Origin of the sequence: Salinispora fenicalii (assembly GCF_000514815.1) — a bacterium.
In the GTDB taxonomy this organism is placed as follows: Bacteria; Actinomycetota; Actinomycetes; order Mycobacteriales; family Micromonosporaceae; genus Micromonospora; species Micromonospora fenicalii.
This window is the reverse complement of record NZ_AZWQ01000018.1, coordinates 210,172-229,397: the sequence shown is the minus strand read 5'-3', so window position 1 is coordinate 229,397 and position 19,226 is coordinate 210,172. Positions and strand designations below refer to the sequence as shown.

At 68.2% G+C, this 19,226-nt stretch carries 12 protein-coding genes; 10 read left to right on the top strand and 2 right to left on the bottom strand.

Annotated elements, in window-relative coordinates; genetic code table 11:
• Window positions 1-460: 460 nt before the first annotated feature.
• The gene (locus B116_RS24865; protein ID WP_027659881.1) at window positions 461-2,023 is read right to left on the bottom strand and encodes a right-handed parallel beta-helix repeat-containing protein; all 1,563 of its coding nucleotides are present in this window, start codon (window positions 2,021-2,023) and stop codon (window positions 461-463) included.
• A 518-nt stretch (window positions 2,024-2,541) separates the two neighbouring features.
• Between B116_RS24865 and B116_RS0109065 the strand changes: the two genes are divergently transcribed.
• The 5 genes from B116_RS0109065 to B116_RS0109045 all read left to right on the top strand — a co-directional run bounded on the left by B116_RS0109065 (window position 2,542) and on the right by B116_RS0109045 (window position 7,043).
• Window positions 2,542-2,925: an RNHCP domain-containing protein gene (locus tag B116_RS0109065; protein ID WP_027659880.1), complete on the top strand. Its 384-nt coding sequence runs from the start codon at window positions 2,542-2,544 to the stop codon at window positions 2,923-2,925.
• A 20-nt stretch (window positions 2,926-2,945) separates the two neighbouring features.
• The gene (locus B116_RS0109060; protein ID WP_026322025.1) at window positions 2,946-3,377 is read left to right on the top strand and encodes an RNHCP domain-containing protein; all 432 of its coding nucleotides are present in this window, start codon (window positions 2,946-2,948) and stop codon (window positions 3,375-3,377) included.
• A gap of 197 nt (window positions 3,378-3,574) precedes the next feature.
• Complete coding sequence (locus B116_RS0109055; RefSeq protein ID WP_027659879.1) at window positions 3,575-4,723, top strand: cytochrome P450 family protein; 1,149 nt, start codon at window positions 3,575-3,577, stop codon at window positions 4,721-4,723.
• A gap of 122 nt (window positions 4,724-4,845) precedes the next feature.
• Window positions 4,846-5,676, top strand: coding sequence for a helix-turn-helix domain-containing protein (locus B116_RS0109050; RefSeq protein ID WP_027659878.1), 831 nt, complete (start codon window positions 4,846-4,848; stop codon window positions 5,674-5,676).
• A gap of 416 nt (window positions 5,677-6,092) precedes the next feature.
• The gene (locus B116_RS0109045; protein WP_027659877.1) at window positions 6,093-7,043 is read left to right on the top strand and encodes an alpha/beta fold hydrolase; all 951 of its coding nucleotides are present in this window, start codon (window positions 6,093-6,095) and stop codon (window positions 7,041-7,043) included.
• 155 nt (window positions 7,044-7,198) lie between these two features.
• Here the strand turns inward: B116_RS0109045 and B116_RS29095 are convergent, their stop codons facing one another.
• Window positions 7,199-9,328, bottom strand: coding sequence for a cellulase family glycosylhydrolase (locus tag B116_RS29095; protein WP_027659876.1), 2,130 nt, complete (start codon window positions 9,326-9,328; stop codon window positions 7,199-7,201).
• Window positions 9,329-9,566: 238 nt separating this feature from the next.
• Here B116_RS29095 and B116_RS0109035 point away from each other — a divergent pair, with 238 nt between their 5' ends.
• From B116_RS0109035 to B116_RS0109015, 5 genes are all read left to right on the top strand, one after another.
• Window positions 9,567-10,202, top strand: a complete 636-nt coding sequence (locus B116_RS0109035) for an ABC transporter ATP-binding protein (protein ID WP_027659875.1) — start codon at window positions 9,567-9,569, stop codon at window positions 10,200-10,202.
• Complete coding sequence (locus B116_RS0109030) at window positions 10,199-11,728, top strand: DUF6297 family protein (protein ID WP_027659874.1); 1,530 nt, start codon at window positions 10,199-10,201, stop codon at window positions 11,726-11,728. The genes B116_RS0109035 and B116_RS0109030 overlap by 4 nt, the downstream gene beginning before the upstream one ends.
• A gap of 443 nt (window positions 11,729-12,171) precedes the next feature.
• The gene (locus B116_RS0109025; RefSeq protein WP_027659873.1) at window positions 12,172-12,381 is read left to right on the top strand and encodes an MbtH family protein; all 210 of its coding nucleotides are present in this window, start codon (window positions 12,172-12,174) and stop codon (window positions 12,379-12,381) included.
• Window positions 12,382-12,728: 347 nt separating this feature from the next.
• Complete coding sequence (locus B116_RS0109020) at window positions 12,729-17,864, top strand: non-ribosomal peptide synthetase (RefSeq protein ID WP_027659872.1); 5,136 nt, start codon at window positions 12,729-12,731, stop codon at window positions 17,862-17,864.
• A complete protein-coding gene (locus B116_RS0109015) occupies window positions 17,861-19,222 on the top strand; it encodes an FAD-dependent oxidoreductase (protein ID WP_027659871.1) in 1,362 nt (453 codons plus the stop codon). The genes B116_RS0109020 and B116_RS0109015 overlap by 4 nt, the downstream gene beginning before the upstream one ends.
• Window positions 19,223-19,226: the final 4 nt, after the last annotated feature.

The window sequence follows — 19,226 nt, the reverse complement described above, 5'->3', positions numbered from 1 at the left end:
GTCGTTCGACGGTGTTGGCGTCGCTGCTGGCGTTGGCGTCAACGCTGGCGGCGGCATTGGCGGGGATGAGGCCGGCGGTGCTGAGGGCGAGGCCGGTCACGCCGGCCAGCCCGACGGCCCACCGCCGCCGTCGACGTGCCGCTGCCTGGCTTGTGCCAGGAGATTTCGTGTGGTGTTGGTGCTTCATCGCGGTGTCGATCCCCTTCCCCGTGCGGCGAGGAGCTGCCAACCCCGGGGCGGACCGGGCATGGCGCTTCTCGGCTACCAGGTCGGTGGTAGCAGCCCCTGTACGGTAAGCAGGCATCTAGGTGCATTAGACATGAAAGTGAAAGAACTACCCTAAATGCACCGTTGGTCGATATCGATCCGTTGTGCAAAGCCCCGAGAGTAGCCAGTGGCAGGGGCTCGCCCTCCGGTGTGACCGGAGGGCGAGCCCCTGCTGGCGTCGATGGTGACGGCGTTAGCCCGCGCAGCCGGGAACGTTGACGCAGTTGTCCGGCCGGTTGTTGATCACGATGGTGCCAGTGGCGGTGTTCAGGTTCACCGTTCCGCCGTCGTTGAAGATCCCCCCACCATCGATGACAGCGATGTTTTTAACGATCTTCGTGTTGTAGAGGGTGGTGGTGCCCGTCACAGTGGTGTAGATGCCGCCGCCCTGCTCGGCCTGATTGCCGCTGATCTGCGTTCGCCGTACCACCAGGTCGCCGGCGTTGTGGATGCCACCGCCGTCCTTGTCGGCGGTGTTCCCGGTGATGATGCTGTCCGCCACGACGACCGGCGTGGCAGGGTCGACCGCGAGGCCGCCGACGCGGCTGAGCGTCGCCGTGTTCTGGGCCAGTACGACGGAACGCAGGGTGAGCTGTCCAGCCACGATCCGGGCGCCACCGTTCTGCTGAGCGACGTTGTGCGTGATGTGGGTGTCGGTGATCGTGCTGCTGGTGTTCGCCAGGATCAGGCCACCGGCGGACGCTGCTTGGTTGGCGCTGATGGTGCTGTCTTCGATCTGTATGGTGCCGGAGCCGCTGGCGATACCACCGCCCTCCAAGGCGTTGTTGCTGCGGATACGGGACTTGTCGATGGTGAGCAGGCCAGAGTTGAAGATCCCGCCACCATCGGAGCCGACGGCGGTGTTCCGTTCAACGGTGGAGTGCCGGAGGTGGGCGGTGCCGTTGCTGGCGATGCCGCCGCCGTCGCTTTCGGCGATGTTGCGGGTGATGGTGCTGTGGTGGGTGGTGAGGGCCCCACCGGGGTTGACGAGGATGCCGCCGCCCTCGTCGGTGGTCTGTCCGCCGGTGATGGTGAGTTTGTTGAGGGTGAGGTCGCCGCCGGTGTTGACGGTGAGGATTCTGAATTCGTCGACGGCGGCGGCGCGTTCGATGGTGGTGTGTTTGCCGCCGTTGAGGGTGATGGGGGTGGTGATGGCGGGGAGNCCGGCGCCGTCGATGTCGGCGGTGAGTAGGTAGGTGCAGTCTTTGGCGAGGTCGAGCACAGCGCCGCCGCGGGCGTTGGCCAGGGTGATGGCGGCGATGAGCGCGTCGGCGTCACAGGGCACGGGGGTGCCCTTGGGCTTCTGCCCCTTCTTCCCCTGGCTCTCTTCCTTGCTTCCCTTGTTCTTGTAGTCGTGCTGGTGTCGGTTGTCTTCCTGGTGTCGGTTGTCTTCCCGGTGCCGGTTGCTTTCCTGGTGCTGGTTGTCTTCCCGGTGCCGGTCGCCTTCCTGGTGCCGGTCGCCTTCCCGGTGCCGGTTGCTTTCCTGGTGTCGGTCGCCTTCCTGGTACTGGTTGTCTTCCTGGTGCCGGTCGCTTTTCTGGTCCCGGTCGTCGTGGGAGGGTTGGTGGGTTTTCTCCGTGCGGTCGTCGGTGGGGAGGGGGTCGGCGGCCGGGGTAGTGGCGACACCGACGGCGGTGAGGGCCAGGCCGGCTACCCCGACCAGTCCGATGGCCCACCACCGTCGTCGGGACCATGCCCGGTATCCGCCAGGGTGGTGGTCCGGTTCAGGTTCGTGGGTGTGCTCCTGCTGGTTCATCGCGGTTCGGTGTCCTTCCCCCATGGGCGGCGAGGAGGCGCCAACCCGGGGACAGGTCGGGTGGTGCCCCTCGGCTACCGGGCCGGCGGTAGCATCCACTCCGCACCGTAAACCGACAGAAGCCCACATTCCTGGACAAACGCGAAGAAAACGCCCTTATCGGGCATGCTGTGACTCTCGTTCCTGGGTCACGGAGGGTGAGGTGGACGCTTGATAATCCGGGTGACAGCGGCGGTGCGGGCTGCCTACCCTGACGAAAGTTCCGTCCACCCTGCTCTGGGCCGCTGCCCTGGGAGAGAGAGGTTTTATGTTCCAGCCCGCGCCGAGTGCGCCTCGCTGCACCGTCCAGTCGTCCGTCTCCTGACGCCGCTCCCTCCGAGCGGTGAGTGACCGGACGTTTACCCTCCGGTGCCTGACTCAGCCACCCATTCCCGGCCCGCGAATGCCACGGGTGGGGGCGAGGCTTGCTCGGCCTGCTCTTGCTGTCATTACCGACATCTCAGCAAGGAGCACCCCGGGTGTCCAACACCAAGAAGACTCTCTCGCGCACGTCGCAGAACATCCTGAAGATCGGTACGTTCTCCTGCATTCGGTGCGGCCTCACCGTGTCCGCCGCCGCCGGGGACGGCGTCCGGCGTAATCACTGCCCGTCCTGCCTACACTCCCAGCACGTTTCCGATCATATCGAGGGCGGTCCCAGTGACTGTCAGGGCCGAATGTCGCCGATCGCCATCGCCGTGCTCCGCACTGGCGACTGGATGGTCATCCACCGCTGCGTGCGCTGCGATGAGCTGACCTCCAACCCCGTCTGCGTCGACGACAACCAGCTCATCTTGATGCGTATCGCCGTGCGCCCACTGGCACAGCCCCCGTTTCCGCTCGAAACCTTCGGCGACCTCTGAAGTGACTGGAGGTATCGACGATGCCAAGGCGTAGCAGAAGCACGCACGAGCGGGCGCGAGCAAACCGGCGGCCACAGCGACACAAGGATGTTCTGCACCGTCCGGGCGGGCATCGGGCGAACGACTTCCGATGCGTGGGCTGTCGGCTGGACGTGTCGGTCGAGGCACCCGGCACCACGCACCGCAATCACTGCCCGAACTGCCTGGCCAGTCTGCACGTGGACCGGCGAATCCCCGGCGACCGGGCCGCGAGCTGCCGCGGCCGGATGGAGGCGTTGAGCATGTCGGTGCGGCCCGACGGTGAATGGATGATCATTCACCAGTGCCGCTCCTGCGGCGAGCTCAGCGCCAACCGGATCGCCGGCGACGACAACGCACTGATCCTCGTACGGTTGGCGGTCAAGCCGTTGCGGGATCCCGGCATCGCCCGGCGCATGTTTCTCGTACCGTGATTGACCGATCGTCAGCTGACCGTTGAGGTCGGTCGGCAGTGGGCTCGGCGAGCTGATCCTGACCGGTTCGGCTCGTCGAGCAGCCCCACGTCGGCTCGTCGAGCAGCCACGCCGGCTCGTCCGCCGGCTCCACGTCGACTCGCCGACCGGCCTTATGCCACTTCGGACTGTTGGCGGATCGCCGCTACTCTGGCGTGATGTCCCAAGACCAGCCGACGAGGGCTGAGCTGGCCCCGATTCCCCGTTCCGGCGCGCAACTCGGGCAGGAGTACGACGAGTTTCGAAATGCCGGAGACGTGCATCAGGTGCTGCTGCCGGACTCCTCCCTGGCCTGGCTGGTCACCAACCCGGAACTGGTCTCCCGGGCGCTGGCCGACCCCCGTCTGGCCCTCAACCGAAGGCACAGCCAGGGTGGCTGGTCCGGGTTCGCGCTGCCGCCGGCCCTCGATGCGAACCTGCTTAACCTGGACGCACCCGATCACACCCGGCTGCGCCGCCTGGTCGGCCCGGCGTTCAGCCCGCAGCGGGTCGCCGCGCTACGTCCCCGGATCCGGCGAACCGCCGAGCATCTGCTGGACATCTTGGTCGCCACGACCGATCCCGTTGACCTGGTCACCGGCTACTGCACGCCGCTCTCCGTCCGGGTCATCGCCGACCTGATGGGCGTACCGGAAGCTGGTCGCGCAGATCTGCGGACCTGGACCGACACGATGCTCACCAGCTACCCGCCGGACCGAGCTGCGATTCGACAGGCGGTCGTCGAACTGCACGGCTACGTCGTCAGCCTGATCGCCGCGAAGCAGCAGCAACCCGGCGACGACCTGCTTAGCGTCTTGGCCACCATCGAGCAGGACGGGGACCGACTCACCCGGGACGAGCTCACCTCACTGGCCTTCCTGATCCTGTTCGCCGGGTACGAGAACACCGCCAACCTGATTGCCTCGACCGTGCTACGCCTACTCGATCACGGTGGAATCCGCGACGTGCGAGTTCCTGCGGCGATTGAGGAGACGCTGCGTCTCGAACCTCCTGCACCCGCTGCCGTTCGTCGTTTCCCCACCGAGGAGATGACCATCGGGGGTGCCACCATCCCGGCCGGCGATACCGTGCTGCTCAGCATCGCCGCCGCCACCCGGGGGGCGGACGGCAGCACCACGCGGCTGGCCTTCGGCAATGGCCCCCACTTCTGCCTCGGCGCCGCCCTGGCCCGCGTCGAGGCTGAGGAGGCGCTGACCGTGCTGGCTCGGCGGCTACCCGGTCTGGCGCTCGCCGTACCCGTGGCGCAGGTCCGTTGGCGTCCGACCTTCCGCACGCACGGCCCCGCCGAACTCCTGGTCACCTGGTGACGGGTGGGGGCTGACCGGTGGCGCGGGACTGACCGGTGGCGCGGGGCTGACGGTGCGTGGCTGACCCGGTGGTGTCAGCCACTGGCTGGCCAGCGGGCGTATGGCGCGCTACCTCGCAGGTAATGGACAGCGAGAAGTCGGCGACGGACGATGCTGGCATGACCATGACGAGACCGGCCGTTGGCGTGATGTTGCGGGACTGGCGTCGTCGGCGCCGACTCAGCCAGCTTGAGCTCTCCATCCGGGCCGACATCTCCACCCGGCACCTCAGCTTCCTGGAGACCGGCCGCTCGTCGCCGAGCCGGGAGATGGTGTTGCAACTGGCGGATCGACTGGACCTGGCGCTGCGAGAGCGGAACCGGCTGCTGTTGGCCGCCGGGTTTGCGCCGGTCTATTCAGAGAACGCGCTGGACGCTCCGCCCATGACCGTTATCCGCTCCGCTATTCGACAGGTGCTTGACGGACACGAACCGTACCCCGCCGTCGTCGCTGACCGAGGCTGGAACCTGGTAGCGGCCAACGAGAGTCTGTCGGTGCTCACCGACCTGGTGGCACCCCGGCTGCTCGTACCGCCGGCGAATGTCCTCCGGGCGAGCCTGCATCCGGACGGACTGGCTCCGCACATCGTGAACCTTGGTGAGTGGCGGTGGCATCTGCTGCATCGGCTGAGCCGGCAGGTGGAGTTCAGTGGTGACCCGGATCTGGCCGACCTTGAGGAGGAACTGCGTAGCTATCCCGGCGATGAAACTCATGCCGACAATTCAACGGTAAACGACATCGTGGTGCCGGTGCGGCTGCGCCGAGACGGCCGGGTGCTCAACCTCTTTACTACGGTGGCAACCTTCGGTACGCCGTTGGACGTAACCCTCTCCGAGCTGTCGATCGAATCGTTCTATCCCGCAGACGAGGAGACCGCACGAGAACTGAGAGGCCGGCGCTCGGCTTCCGACTGAAACTGACCCTGTGGTTCCGGCACGGCGGCGGTGGTGTGGACTGCTGGCCGCGAGTGGTTTCCCGTGATGTGGGTAGGTCTTGCTGCCACCTTTCCGGCGCCGCAGGCAAGGTGGTGTGTGGGGTGCCGTCGAGCTGCCCTCGTGGATGGGGCGTGAAGATGCGCGGGCTGGCGGCGCTGGTGGAGTTTGGTGGTTCCGGTGGCGCGGCTCCACTCGGCGAGGTAAGGAAGGACGACGCTGTTCCCAGCGAGGCGGCTCTGGTCGCTGAAACGGGCTCACTACCTTGCAGGTAATCGACAGGGTGTTATTGGGCTGTCACTGTCGAGCCATGACATGCGTACTGCCGGCGGGAGTGGCGGTGCGTGCTCTCCTCCGGTGGCTTCGCCACGCCCCATTATCTTGATAGGAGTGAATCGATGCCTGATTTTACCGCCGCGCAGGCCGCCGATCTCTTCCGCGCCCGGCCGGACCGTTTAATTGATGTGGATCGAGGTCAGGTTGCGGTTCGCAGTATTGGGGAAGGGCCAGACGTGCTATTCGTGCACGGATGGCCAGTCAGCGGGGCAACGTTCCGCGGTCTGCTGCCCTTTCTCGTTCCACACCTGAGATGTCACATCATTGATCTTGTTGGAGCGGGTGATAGCCGCTTCGATCGGACCGCTCGCGTCGATGTTGCTGCGCACGTGGCGGCGGTGCGGCGCGTCGTGGACACCCTCGCCCTGGACGACGTGGCAGTTGTCGGCCATGACAGTGGTGGACTTATCGCACGATACGCCCTGGCGGGGGATCCTCGCGTCCGCTCCTGGGGCCTGATCGACACCGAGCAGCCGCAGGGGGCCCACTGGCGCCTCTCGCTGCTGATCGCCACCCGCCACCTACCCGGATTCGAGCGTCTGCTCACGGCGGCGTTGAATATTAGACGACTGCGGCGAAACAGGTTCGTTCTCGGCGATGCCTTTCAGGACCGAAACCTGCTGGACGGAGACTTCGCGGAGTTCTTCCTGCGGCCCCTCAAGGTGAGCGCTGACCGGCGTTGGGCCTTCGGCCAGTTCCTCCGGACCTTCGACTTCTCGGCCTTCGACGCTCTCGCTGACCTGCATTCCCGCATCACCGTTCCCGTCCAGCTGGTCTGGGGTGCCGACGACCCCTACTTCCCGGTGGGCTGGACCCGCGGGATGAGGTCCGGTTTCCGGGGTCACGCTCGCCTGCACGAAGTTCGGCGCGGCAAGCTCTTCGTCCACGAGGAGTTCGCCGAGGAAGTCGCCGCCGCGCTGACGCCCACGCTGGCCGCGCCCCGCCCCCCGGTCCCGGACCGCGGCGGCCACGGCTCAGGAAGAGTCACCCCGGATCGGACCACGCGCGGGTAGCCAGCTACGGCGGCAGCCACGCCGGGAAGTAGACCTACGCCCCCGTGGTGGCGGTAGGACGCGCCCGTACACCTACGGTGGCCGTGGCCGGCGGCGGGTCAGGCTGGAGAAAGCCACCCGCCGCCGGCCACGAGCCAACCGGCGTCAGGCCGAGGTCAACTCGTCGGGAAGTTGTCGGGGGTGCTGATCCGGCTGCGGAGGAGATTGCCGGAGGCGGTGAGGTTCGATGTCCCGGAGAAGTTGCCGCTGTTGCAGGTTCCGGGATTGAACGCTCCGCTGCCCTCGTTGGCGTCGGAGTAGGTCCAGTTCGCGTAGCCGATCTTCAACTGGTCGAGCAGGTTGATCCAGGCGTTGGTGCTGCCCACGTCGACCCCGCCGTCGCCGGTGTAGTCGACGGTGCCGAACTCGGTGACGAACAGCGGGAGTGTCGTCGCCGCACGCTGCACCTCGGCGCGGTAGAAGTCCTGGTGGGACGCGGCGTAGAAGTGGAACGCGTACATGATGTTGCTGGCGTTGACCGGATTGTTGATGACCTCGTCGGCGTTGGATCCCTCGGAGACGCCGAGTGAGGACCAGCCACGGGTGCCAACGATGATCACGGCGTCCGGATCGTTGGCCCGGATCACCGGGATGACCTGCTCGGCGTAGCTCTTGATGGTGCCCCAGCCGACCCCGTTGGGCTCGTTGGCGATCTCGTAGATGACGTTCTTCTTGTCGGCGTTGCGAGAAGCGACGGAGGCGAAGAAGGTCTTCGCCCGGTCGAGGTTGTACATCGGATCGCCCGGCGTCAGCGTGTGGAAGTCGATCATTGCGTAGAGGCCGCGCTCCTCGGCCTCGTCCACGAGCTCGTTGACCCGGTTGGTGAACCACGGTGGGTTGGTCTCGTAGCCCCCCTCCTGTACGTACATGGCGATCCGGAACAGGTCAGCCCGCCACTCGTCGGCCAGCACGTCGAGCGAGGCGTCGTTGTAGCAGTTGTTGAACCACTGCAGGCCGTGGGTGCTCATGCCGCGTAGCTGGATCGGCTGGTGGTACTGGTTGCACAGGTTCACCCCGCAGACGTACAGCTGGCCGTTGATCGCCAAGGGAGTCTGGTCGTCGCCCGGCGGCGTGCTGCCGCCGTTGACCGTCCAGACCTGGTTGGGCTGGGTGCCGCCACCGCCGAAGCAGTCCCAGATCTGGATCCGGGTGCCGTTGCCGGTGCCCCGCTCCACCGCGTCAAGGCACTTGCCCGACTGTGGGTTGGTGATGGTGCCGTCGCCGTTGACCTGCCAGTTCTGGGCTCCGGTGCCGTTACAGGTGTAGAGCTGTACCCGGGCGCCGTTAGCGGTGGAGCCGCCGGAAACGTCGAGGCACTTGCCGGTCTGCGGGTTGACGAAGGTGTTGCCGGTGCGGTTCCAGAGCTGGTTCCAGTTTGCGGTGCAGTCCCAGAGCTGGATCGGGGTGCCGTCGGCGGTGCCGAGGTCCAGGATGTCCAGGCATCGTCCGCTGTCCTGGCCGACGACCGTGCCGCCGTCACCGGGCGGGGGCGGGGGGCTTGTTCCGATGTTCACATCAGCGGAGAAATTGTTGACGGCCAGCCCGACGCCGCCGTTCCACGGTTCGAAGCCGGCCTGGAGGCTGGTCAGGTACCAGTCGTTGGTGACCTGGGTCCGCGCGACGACGTCGTCGATGAAGTCCTTGACGTTGAACGACCAGCTGTTGATAGTCGCGGGTGCGAGGTAGGAAACAACGTCGTTGCCGCCGTTGTTGCCCTGCCAGACCTCCCAGTTACGTCCCCCCACCGAGGTGTTGCCGACCGGACCGCCGATCGGCTGGATCGAGCCCTGTCGGTGAAACCAGATCATGATCTCCATCTGGCTTACTCCGTCAGTCTTCGGAGTCGGGTCCATCCAGATGTCGTACGTGGCGTTGTAGGTCCCGCCCGCGTATCCGTAACTGATCGCGGACGGGACGCTGCTGACCTGGCTGAGCTGCGCCGGCAGGTTGGTCCCGGGTGAGCAGTTCTGGTAGTGGCAGCCGAGCACCACCGACGGGAAGGAGAGCAGCGGTCCGGAGGTGGAGGTGGAGCCCTGCTGCGAGGTGATCCGGAAGCCACTGTTGGTGGTTTCGATGCACTGCTCGGCGGCGCTGCCCCAGCGGTTGTTTTGGACGATGTACTTGTCCTGGATGGTGGTGGTGCCGTACTGCTCGCAGATCGTTGCGGCTTGTGCCGGCGCTGCGGCGACCAGCGCAGCGGTGGCAGCGACCGCGAGTACGGTCAGCGCCTGGAACAGGCGTCTCATGCCCTACCTCCTAGTATCGGGTGTACATGGGAGCGCTCCAATCAACGACACATACAGATGTAACCATGTTGCTTCGGGATCGAGAAGAGCTGATGAAAACTTGTTCAGGCGAGTGTTGTGGGGGTCTGGTTGCCATTCACGCTGATCTGTTCCGGTTACCGGACTTCTGCCATGATGTCCGGGCGAAGCGCGCGAACTCGCGCGACGGGGATGGAGGTATGACGGTGAGATCGCGCCGATGACCATGGTGGTTGACGTTCGGCAGGTGACGGTCCGGTACGGCTCGACGCTGGTTCTGGACCGCATCGACCTCCAGGTCCCCGAGGGCGGCGCCGTCGCACTGGTCGGCGAGAACGGGGCCGGAAAGTCCACTCTGCTGCGGTGTGTCACCGGGCTGCAGGAGCCAACCGCCGGTGACATCTCCGTCTTCGCGGCGGTGCCGGGCCGTGGTACGGAGTTCTGGCGACAAGTCGCCACCACAGTGGAGTCTCCGAGCTGGTATCAGGGCCTGACCGTGCGGGAACATCTCGATCTGGTCCGGGTGGTCAACGGCGGCGACCCCGACGATGGACACATCGCCGAGCTCTGCGTCACCCTCGGTTTGTCCGGGCTCTCCGACAGCCTGCCCAGCACTCTCTCCTCCGGGCAGCGGCAGCGCTTCCTGCTCGCCGCGACCCTCGTGCGGCCCAGCCGACTCCTGGTCCTGGACGAGCCCGAGCAACGCCTCGACACCCGGATCAAGGGTGCGGTCGCCGCACACCTGCGTTCGTACGTGGCGGACGGCGGCACGCTCGTCATGGCCAGCCACGATGACGGGTTCCGGGTCGGCGTCGGCGCCGGCGAGGTCGTACTCGTCCGGCCGGAGGCGGAGTGACTCCGGTCGCGGCCCCGGCCCGGCCAACGGCCCCAGCCACGGTTGATGCCCGCCGCTGGGTGCGCCGCCGCCGGATCGCCGCTGAGGGCCGCGTCGAAGTCAGCACTGTCTACGTCGTGACCCTCACGGTACTGATGGCCGCCGCGCTGGTCGGGCAGCCGGTGGTGCGGGTGGTCTGGCCACCGGAGGTATCCGGCGATCCGGCGGTGACCCCGTTCGTCGGAGCGGCGGCTGCCCTCGCCGCCTTCTTCGTCGTGCTGCGCCAGCTCGGCCCGCTCTCGGTCAGCCGCAGCGATGCCACCTGGTTGCTGCTCGCGCCGATACCTCGGCGTACCCTGCTCGCGCCGGCGCTTACCCTCACCACCGTCGCCGCGCTCGTCGTCGGCGCTGCCATCGGGATCGCGGTGACCGGACGTAGCGTTTCTCGCCCAGCCGAGCTCCCGGTTCTGTGGGCCGGCGGCACCACCGGCGCGGCTGCGGCGGTCTTCGTGGCGTTGCTCGCCATCGCCGGCCAGCCGCGGCCCACCGCGGCCCGCTTCGCTGACGGCGGCGGCGTCGCGGTCGGCGCGGGCAGCCTCATCATGGCCGCCGCGCTAGGCGCTTCCGGCGGGCCTGGCCTGCCCGCCTTGCCGGTGCCACCCGTGGTGGTGCTCGCCGTCGGTGTCGGCGCCCTGGTCGCGGGGCTCTTCGCGGTCGGGTTGACCTCGCGGGCGGTGGAGGGTTGGCCCGCCGCGCCGATCGCCGAAGCGTCGATCAACGCGGGCGCGTATGCCGATGTCGTTTACGCGGTTGAACCCTCCTACCTGGCCGAGATGAGCGCCCGTCGGTTCTGGCGCGGCCGGACCCGGGTCCGGACGACACGGCTGCTGTTGGCCCGCTGGCTTCCTCCGCTCATCGCCCAGGATTTGATCATTTTGCGCCGGAAGGCGCCGCGGCTCTGGTGGCCGGTTGGCGCGGTAGCCGTCCCGGTCTACCTTGCCGAGGGTCCGGCCTGGCTGCTGCTCGGTGTGGTCCTGATCGGTGCGCTGGGCGCCGCCGGCTTCACCGGCGAGTCCACGCACAGTGACGCCGCGAACCCGGCGATGCTGCGGCTGCTCGGTGTCACGGGCCGTCGCGTGACCGCCGCGCGACTCGTGGTCCCCGCTGTCATCGCCGGTGGCTGGCTCGCGATCACCCTGGCCGTGTTGCAGGGCCTCGGGGCGCTCACCGGGCCGTGGTGGGCGCTCGGTCTGCTGGCGGGACCGGCTGTGGCGGCGGCTGCCTACCAGCGGGCGAAGGCGAGTGCCGCCTCGATCGGCACCATCCTGATCGATACGCCGCTCGGGGCATTTCCGGCCGGGATGCTGCTCTGGCTGCTCAACGGAGTTGATGTTCTCGCCGTGCTGACCCTGCCGGTCTCGGTCGGGCTAGTGCTGGTGCCGGCGCCGGAGGTGCTCGGTTGGCCCTGGCTGTTTGCCCAGGCAGCCAGTTCGGCGCTGGGGTGTGCCCTGCTGGTGCGACTCGGCACCAACCAGACCGGGGTTTGACTGATTGGAATATGTCGATCACACTTGAGAGCGCTCACTGTCACCACCGTCGATCTGGGGGCCCCATCATGCTGGCAGCTCGCCTGATCTCCCACCGTTCGCGTTGCTGTCCCGCGCTGGCGGTCGCGGTCTCACCTGTCCTGCTGTCACCCGGGTGGCGGTTGCGATGAGTGAACACCGTAGCTGTGGGTGCGATGCCTCCGTTCGTGCCACCTATTTGGCCTGACAAATATCTACCGACTTCTCAGATAGCTCGAATGACCTGAATCGGTCTTATAGCTATGTTTCCGAGTCTTTCCGCTTAACCGATTGCATTCCCATTCCCGGTCTGTCTTTCATGGACGATCGGATGGTTTAATGGCGACGATCGGTCAATCCGGCCCAGTCGAATAGGGCGTACAATTCCCGGCTAACTTATGGTTGTCTTCCCGTGGAGAATATCGATGGAAGAATCCGAGGATCCGCGCCGATATCACGTCGTGGTGAACGACGAGGAGCAGTATTCGATCTGGCCCGACGGGTCGGAGATTCCGGCTGGTTGGCGCATGGTGGGCTTCAGCGGCGATCGCACCAGCTGCCTTGCACGCATCGACGAGGTCTGGACCGACCTGCGCCCACGCGGGCTGCGAGAGTGGCTGGAAACCCAGAGCTGACGCCTGCCCGCACTGCAAACCGCCGCGGGCGCACCGGGAAACCGGGGCGCCCGCGGCTACTTATTTCGGCCCACTGTCACTTTCTTCGCCCGCGGTGCTTTCATGTGACATGGGGTCAGGAGATGGTTACCAACGTTCCGAAAATCGCGGATCGCCCGCCGGCTGGCCGCTAATGATCCAGGTCAGCGATGGTTGGTTGACAGATCCTGAAATTTTCTCGTAGCTTCTCTCCATCTCCGGCCCATGAGTTCCACTCAAGGCAGGGTCGGCGGAATTGCCATCCTCTGTTCCTCCGTTCCACTGTTTCTGTAGCTGTCTTTCGGTGTTGTGACGCTAAGGAGTGCACAGTGCGGGCAGGGCCCCTCGACACCGCCAACGACCCGACACCCACCGCCAACGACCCGACGCCCACCGCCGTCGGCGACACCGTGCCGGACCTCGTGGCCGCTGCGGCGCGGCGGCAGCCGAACGCGGTCGCGGTGGCCGATGGTGACGGGGCAACGCTCACCTACCGTGAGCTGATCGAGCGGGCCGACACCCTGGCCCACCGGCTCGTCGCCGGAGGCATCCGTCCGGACGAGCCGGTGGCGGTGGTCCTCCCCCGCTCGGTGGAGCTCATCGTCACCCTGCTCGCCGTACTCAAGGCCGGTGCTGCGTACCTGCCGCTGGACCCGGCCGACCCGCCAGCGCGGATCCGGCAACTGCTCGCCGTTGCCGGGGACCCGCCGGTGCTGGCTGCCGGCGAGGTGCCCGGCGCCGGGCGACTGTTCCGCCTGGACCAGCTCGGTGCCAGAGCAACGGGAGCCGCCGCGTCAACCGGTGCCGCGCCGCGGCGGCTTCACCCCGCCGGCCTCGCCTACATCAACTTCACCTCCGGCTCCACCGGCACGCCGAAGGGGGTCGCCGTTGCCCACTCCGCCGTGGTTCGCTTGGTCCACCAGCCTGGCTACCTGCGCCTAGGGCCCACCGAGACGGTCCTTCAACTCGCTCCGGTCGCCTTCGACGCGGCGACCCTGGAGATCTGGGGCGCGCTTTCCAACGGGGCTCGGCTCGTGCTGGCCCCACCCGGTGCGCTGGAACTCACCGAGCTGGCTCGGCTGCTCCGCCAGGAACGGATCACAGTCCTTTGGCTGACCGCCGGGCTCTTTCACCAACTGGTGGAGTTTGACCCGGACTGCCTCGCCGGGGTCGGGCAACTCCTCGCGGGCGGGGACGTACTTGCCCCGGAGGCGGTCCGCCGGGCACTGCGAGTGCGCGACGGGGCAGTCCTGATCAACGGATACGGGCCAACGGAGAACACCACCTTCACCTGCGTGCACCCGATGACCGATCCGGAGGCCGTGCCGAGCCCGGTGCCGATTGGCCGGCCCGTGCCTGGGAGCACCGTGTACGTTCTCGATCCGGCCGGACGGCAGGTGCCGGTCGGGGTCCCCGGCGAGCTGTACACCGGCGGTGCCGGGGTCGCCCGCGGATACCTCGGTCGCCCGGGGGCCACGGCGGCGGTGTTCCTTCCTGACCCGTTCGACCCCCGCCCGGGGTCCCGGATGTACCGCACCGGGGACCGGGTCCGCTGGCGGCCGGACGGCACCCTCGACTTTCTTGGTCGAATCGACGAACAGGTAAAGATCCGCGGGTTTCGGGTCGAGCCGGGCGAGGTCGCGGCGGCGCTGCGGGCCCACCCCGCTGTCGGGGACGCCGCTGTCCTGGTTGACGGGGAGGGGGAACGGCGCCGACTGCTGGCGTATCTGACCCCCCGTCCCGGCACGCCGGCCCCGACCTCGCAAGAACTGACCGAGTACGCGGCTGACCGGCTCCCGGCCCACCTCCGACCGGGGGCGTACCTGGTCCTTCCCAAGCTGCCCCTGACCCGTAGTGGCAAGATCGACCGGCGGGCGTTGCCCCGGCCGGAGCCGCCCGTGGCTCGGCCCGGTACCGAAGTGACCGATCCGGTCCAGGTACGTCTGGCGGCCCTCTGGGCCGAGCTCCTGGGTAGCAGCCCCTCCGCCCCGGACGACGACTTCTTCGCGCTGGGCGGGAATTCCCTGCTCGCCACTCGGCTGACTTTCGTCGTCGCCGACCGGTTCGGGGTGGACCTGCCGGTACGCCTCGTCTACGAACACCCGACCCTCGCCCGGCTGGCCGGCGTCCTCGACGAGCAGGCCGGCGCGCGGCCGGTCCACACCGGGATCCGTCGATCGGCGGATGAACCGACGGCAGCGCGGTCCGGTGCGGGTACGAGCACCGAAGCCCACCTCCCGCCGACGTCGCTGAGCCAGCGCCGATTGTGGATGCTCGATCAGCTGGCGCCGGGGACGGCGACCTACCACATCGCCTGGGCGGTCGAGCTGACCGGCCCGCTCGACGCGGCCGCGTTGGAATCGACGCTGAGCTGGCTGGTTGACCGGCATGAGACCCTCCGGACCCACTTCACCTCGGTCGACGGAGAACCGGCCCAGAAGGTCTTGCCCGCCGCACCGGTCCGGCTGTCGGTTGTGGATGCCGCCTCCGACGATGCCGAGCGGGAACTGGTGGACGCGGCGGCCCGCGAACCCTTTGACTTGACGGCCGGCCCGTTGGCCCGGTTCGGGCTCGTCCGACGGAGCCGTGGGAAGCACATTCTCACCGTTGTGGTGCACCACAGTCTCGCCGACGGATGGTCGTTCGGGATCTTCTTCCGTGAGCTGTCCGCTGGGTACGCGGCAGCGGTCGCCGGTGCCCGCCCCGACCTGCCCGCACCGGAGGTGCGGTACGCGGACTTCGCGGTCTGGCAGCGGGAACGGGCCGACCGCGGCGCCTTCGAGGCCGACGTCGACTTCTGGCACGCGGAGCTGGCCGGCGCCCCGACCCTGCTCGAGCTCCCCGCCGACCGGCCCAGCCCAGCTGAGCAGTCCGACGCCGGCGGCGAGCTGGTCTTCGACGTCCCCGACGAGTTGACCGCCCGGCTGCGGGCGAGCCGGGACGGCACCCTGTTCACCCGGCTTCTGGCCGGCTTCCAGACCCTCCTGCATCGGCTCACCGGGGTCGACGACTTGTTGGTGGCGGTCCCGGTGGCCGGGCGCACCCGACCCGAGACCCGGAACGTGGTGGGCTTCTTCGCCAACACCCTCGCCCTGCGGGCCCGCTTCGCCGACCAGTCCAGCTTCGCCGATGTCCTCGCCCAGGCCCGGGCCTCGAGCATCGCCGCACAGACGCGGCAGGACGTGCCCTTCGACCAGATCGTGGACCGACTCGCCCCGACTCGCAGCCTCGCCCACAGCCCGCTGGTGCAGGTGATGTTCGCCCTCGACGAGCCACCGCCGGAGACCACGTCGGCGGGGCTGCGGATCGCCCCCCAGCTCTGGGAGAACGGCACGGTCAAGTTCGACCTCACCCTCACCGTGGAGGACCGCCCCGAAGGGCTGCGCGGTCGCCTCACCTACCGCACCGATCGCTTCGAGGCGAACCGGATCCGTCACCTCGCGCAGCGGTATCTCACCCTGCTCACCAACGCCCTCGACCGGCCCGACATCCCCGTCCGTGAGCTCCCCCTGCTCGACCCGGCCGAACGGGCGCGGATCCTGCGGGACGGCAACGACACCGAACTGCCCCTACCTGACGTGGCCAACGTCGGTGAACTACTCGACCGGTTTCCACCGGCCGACCCGGGCGCGGTCGCGGTCATTGGCCCGGACGGCGCACTGTCCCACCGGGACCTCGCCATTCGCGTCAACCGCCTCGCCCACCTGCTCCGCGCCCACGGTGTCGGCCCGGATGTTCCGGTTGGGCTCTGCCTCGGCCGGCACACCGACCTGGTGGCCGCACTCCTCGCCGTCTGGCGGGCCGGCGGTGGGTATCTGCCGCTCGACCCGGCATTGCCCGTCGGTCGGTTGGCCACCGTGCTGGCCGACGCGGCCCCGCCGGTGCTGCTCACCGATCCTGCCGGGATACCCCTGATCAGCGATGCCATCGCCACTTCCGGCACCACCCCGGTGGTGCTCCGGGTCGACCAGCTCGACCCGGACCTGCCGACCGACCCGCCACCGGTCGTCGGCCACCCGGACGGCCTCGCCTACCTGCTCTACACCTCCGGTTCGACGGGTGCGCCCAAGGGTGTCGTGGTCACGCACCGCTCGGTGATCAACCACCTGGTCGGCTGTCACCGGCTGTTCGGGCTCACCGCCGACGACCGGGTCGCGGCGATCACCACCCCAGCCTTCGACATCTCCGTGGTCGAGCTGGTACTGCCGCTGTTGGCCGGGGCGCGCATCGAGATACTGGACGCGGCGACGGCCCGAGACGCCGTATTGCTGCGGGCTGCCTGCGCGCAGCGGGGTGTCACCGTCCTCCAGGCGACCCCGGCGACCTGGCGGATGCTGGTTACCGCAGCCGGTGTACCGGCCGGGGTGCGGTTGCGGATCAGCGGTGGCGAGGCGCTGACCCGCGACTTGGCCGACACGTTGCGCGTCGACGGTGCCCGGGTCATCAACGGGTACGGGCCGTCGGAGACCACCGTCTACTCCTCGGCAGGGCTGGTGGGAGAAGACGGACCGGTCGACCTGGGGCGTCCCCTCGCCAACACCCGGATCCAGCTGCTCGACTCCGCCGGCCAGCCCGTCCCCGACGGTGTGATCGGAGAGATCCACATTGGGGGCACCGGAGTGGCCCGGGGCTACCACGGTGACCCGGGCCGTACCGCAGCCCGGTTCCGCCCCGACCCGTTCGGCCCGATCCCCGGCGGACGGCTCTACGCCACCGGCGACCTGGCCCGTCGGCTCCCAAACGGGCGTCTCCTCTACCACGGCCGCGCCGACCAACAGGTGAAGGTGCGGGGATTCCGGATCGAACTCGGCGAGATCGAGTCAGCGCTGCGCGACCAGCCCGGCATCCGGGATGCCGTGGTGACCACCTGGGGCGCCGACTCCGACGTCCGGCTCGCCGCGTACGCGGTCACCGAACCCGCCGCCGCCGACCCGGCATCGGTCTGGCCGGCGCTCCGTGCTGGTCTGGCCCGGCGGCTGCCGGAGTACATGGTGCCGGCCACCCTGGTCCTGCTCGACACGCTTCCCCGCACCGCGAGCGGCAAACTGGATCGGCGGGCGCTGGCCGAGCCGACCTGGCGGGAGACCACCGGGAGCGGCCCGACCGCCCCCCGTAACCCGGTCGAAGCGCAGCTCAGCGCGCTTTGGCAGGACGTGCTCGGCCGCACCGAGGTCGGCGTGCATGACAACTTCTTCGCCCTGGGTGGACACTCCCTCACCGCGACCCGGCTGATCGCCCGCATCCGCGCGACTTTCGGTGTCGAGCTGGCGCTGCGGAGCCTCTTCACCGCGCCCACCGTCGCCGAACTCGCGGTCCATATCGCCGCTGCGGGCTCCCCCGGCGAACCGCACGGGATCGGTCCTGCCGATACCAGCCCCAAGCACCTGCTCGCCTCGCTCGACGACCTCTCGGACCGCGAGGTTGACGAGCTCCTGGAAAGTCTGATCGCCGAGGAGGGCGTATGAATAGGCGCAGAGAACGTGTGGTCGTCGTCGGGGCCGGCCTAGCCGGTTCGCTCGCCGCGCTATACCTCGCCCGTCAGGGCCACGAGGTGGATGTTTTCGAGAGACGTCCGGACCCCCGTTCCGCGCTGGCCCGACCAGAGGGTCGGTCGATCAACCTGGGGCTATCCGCCCGAGGCATGCGGGCGCTGGACGGGGTGGGGCTCCTTGCCGACGTACTCAAGCACAGCGTGCCGATGCGCGATCGGGTGGTGCACTCGCCGGATGGTGGAGTACGCGTCCAGCCGTACGGGGTACGCGAGCACGAGATTCTCCACTCGGTACTCCGGGAGGAGCTGATCTCACTGGTGGTGAACGCCGCCGAGGCCGAACCGGGGGTGCGGTTCCACTTCGATCGCCTCCTGACCGGCCTGGATCGGGAGAACGGCACCGTACACGTCACGCCCACCGCCGGCGGCGAGCCGACAACAGTCACCGCGGACCTGATCGTCGGTGCCGACGGGGCTTTTTCCACCGTCCGGCAACAGCTGCAGCACGGGCTGCGCGCCAACTACGCTCAGGAGTTCCTCCCCTGGGGATACAAGGAGCTGACCATCCCGGTCGGTGTCGACGGTCAGCCCCGGGTTCGGCTGGAGGCGCTGCACGTCTGGCCCGGTCACGAGGCGATGATGGTCGCTCACCCCAACCGGGACGGCTCGCTGACCTGCACGCTCTTCATGGCGCACGAGGGTCCGGTGAGCTTCGCCGCCCTCGACACCCCGACGGCGGTACGGGACTTCTTCCGCCGGCGCTTTCCCGACGCGGAGGAGCTGATGCCCGACCTGGTCCGGGACATCGCCGAGCACCCGGTCGGGCACCTGGTCACCGTTCGGACCGCTCCCTGGCGGTACGCGGACCGGGTGGTCCTGATCGGTGATGCCGCACACGCTGTCTACCCGTTCTACGGCCAGGGTATGAACTCGGCCTTCGAGGACTGCGTGGTCCTCGACGAATGCCTCACCGCCCACTCCGACCGGGCCACCGCGCTGGCCGCGTACGAGGCGGCCCGGAAGCCGCACACCGACGTGCTCGCCGACCTGTCCACCACGAACTTCGAAGACTTACGAGATCGGGTGCACCGGTTCGGCTACAGCGCCTCCGCTGCCGCCGATCGCCTGCTGGCCCGGCTGTTGCCGCAACACTGGGTGCCGCTGTACGCGATGGTGGCGCACAGCACCATCCCGTACGCCGACGCGCTGGCCCGCGCCAACCGTCAGAACCGTATTCTGCGGCAGGCCGGTGCCGGGCTCGTCCTGGCCATCGGCCTTGCCGCCACCGCCGGCGCCCGCCGCGTCGGCCGTCGTAGCGCGATTGGGCGGTGAGGGC

Bases quoted from the DNA above. Each gene is read 5' to 3' on its own strand.
- B116_RS0109060 (WP_026322025.1), top strand. From the start codon at position 2,946: ATGCCAAGGCGTAGCAGAAGCACGCACGAGCGGGCGCGAGCAAACCGG.
- B116_RS0109055 (WP_027659879.1), top strand. From the start codon at position 3,575: ATGTCCCAAGACCAGCCGACGAGGGCTGAGCTGGCCCCGATTCCCCGT.
- B116_RS0109050 (WP_027659878.1), top strand. From the start codon at position 4,846: ATGGACAGCGAGAAGTCGGCGACGGACGATGCTGGCATGACCATGACG.
- B116_RS0109045 (WP_027659877.1), top strand. From the start codon at position 6,093: ATGCCTGATTTTACCGCCGCGCAGGCCGCCGATCTCTTCCGCGCCCGG.
- B116_RS29095 (WP_027659876.1), bottom strand. From the start codon at position 9,328: ATGAGACGCCTGTTCCAGGCGCTGACCGTACTCGCGGTCGCTGCCACC.
- B116_RS0109035 (WP_027659875.1), top strand. From the start codon at position 9,567: ATGACCATGGTGGTTGACGTTCGGCAGGTGACGGTCCGGTACGGCTCG.
- B116_RS0109025 (WP_027659873.1), top strand. From the start codon at position 12,172: ATGGAAGAATCCGAGGATCCGCGCCGATATCACGTCGTGGTGAACGAC.
- B116_RS0109015 (WP_027659871.1), top strand. From the start codon at position 17,861: ATGAATAGGCGCAGAGAACGTGTGGTCGTCGTCGGGGCCGGCCTAGCC.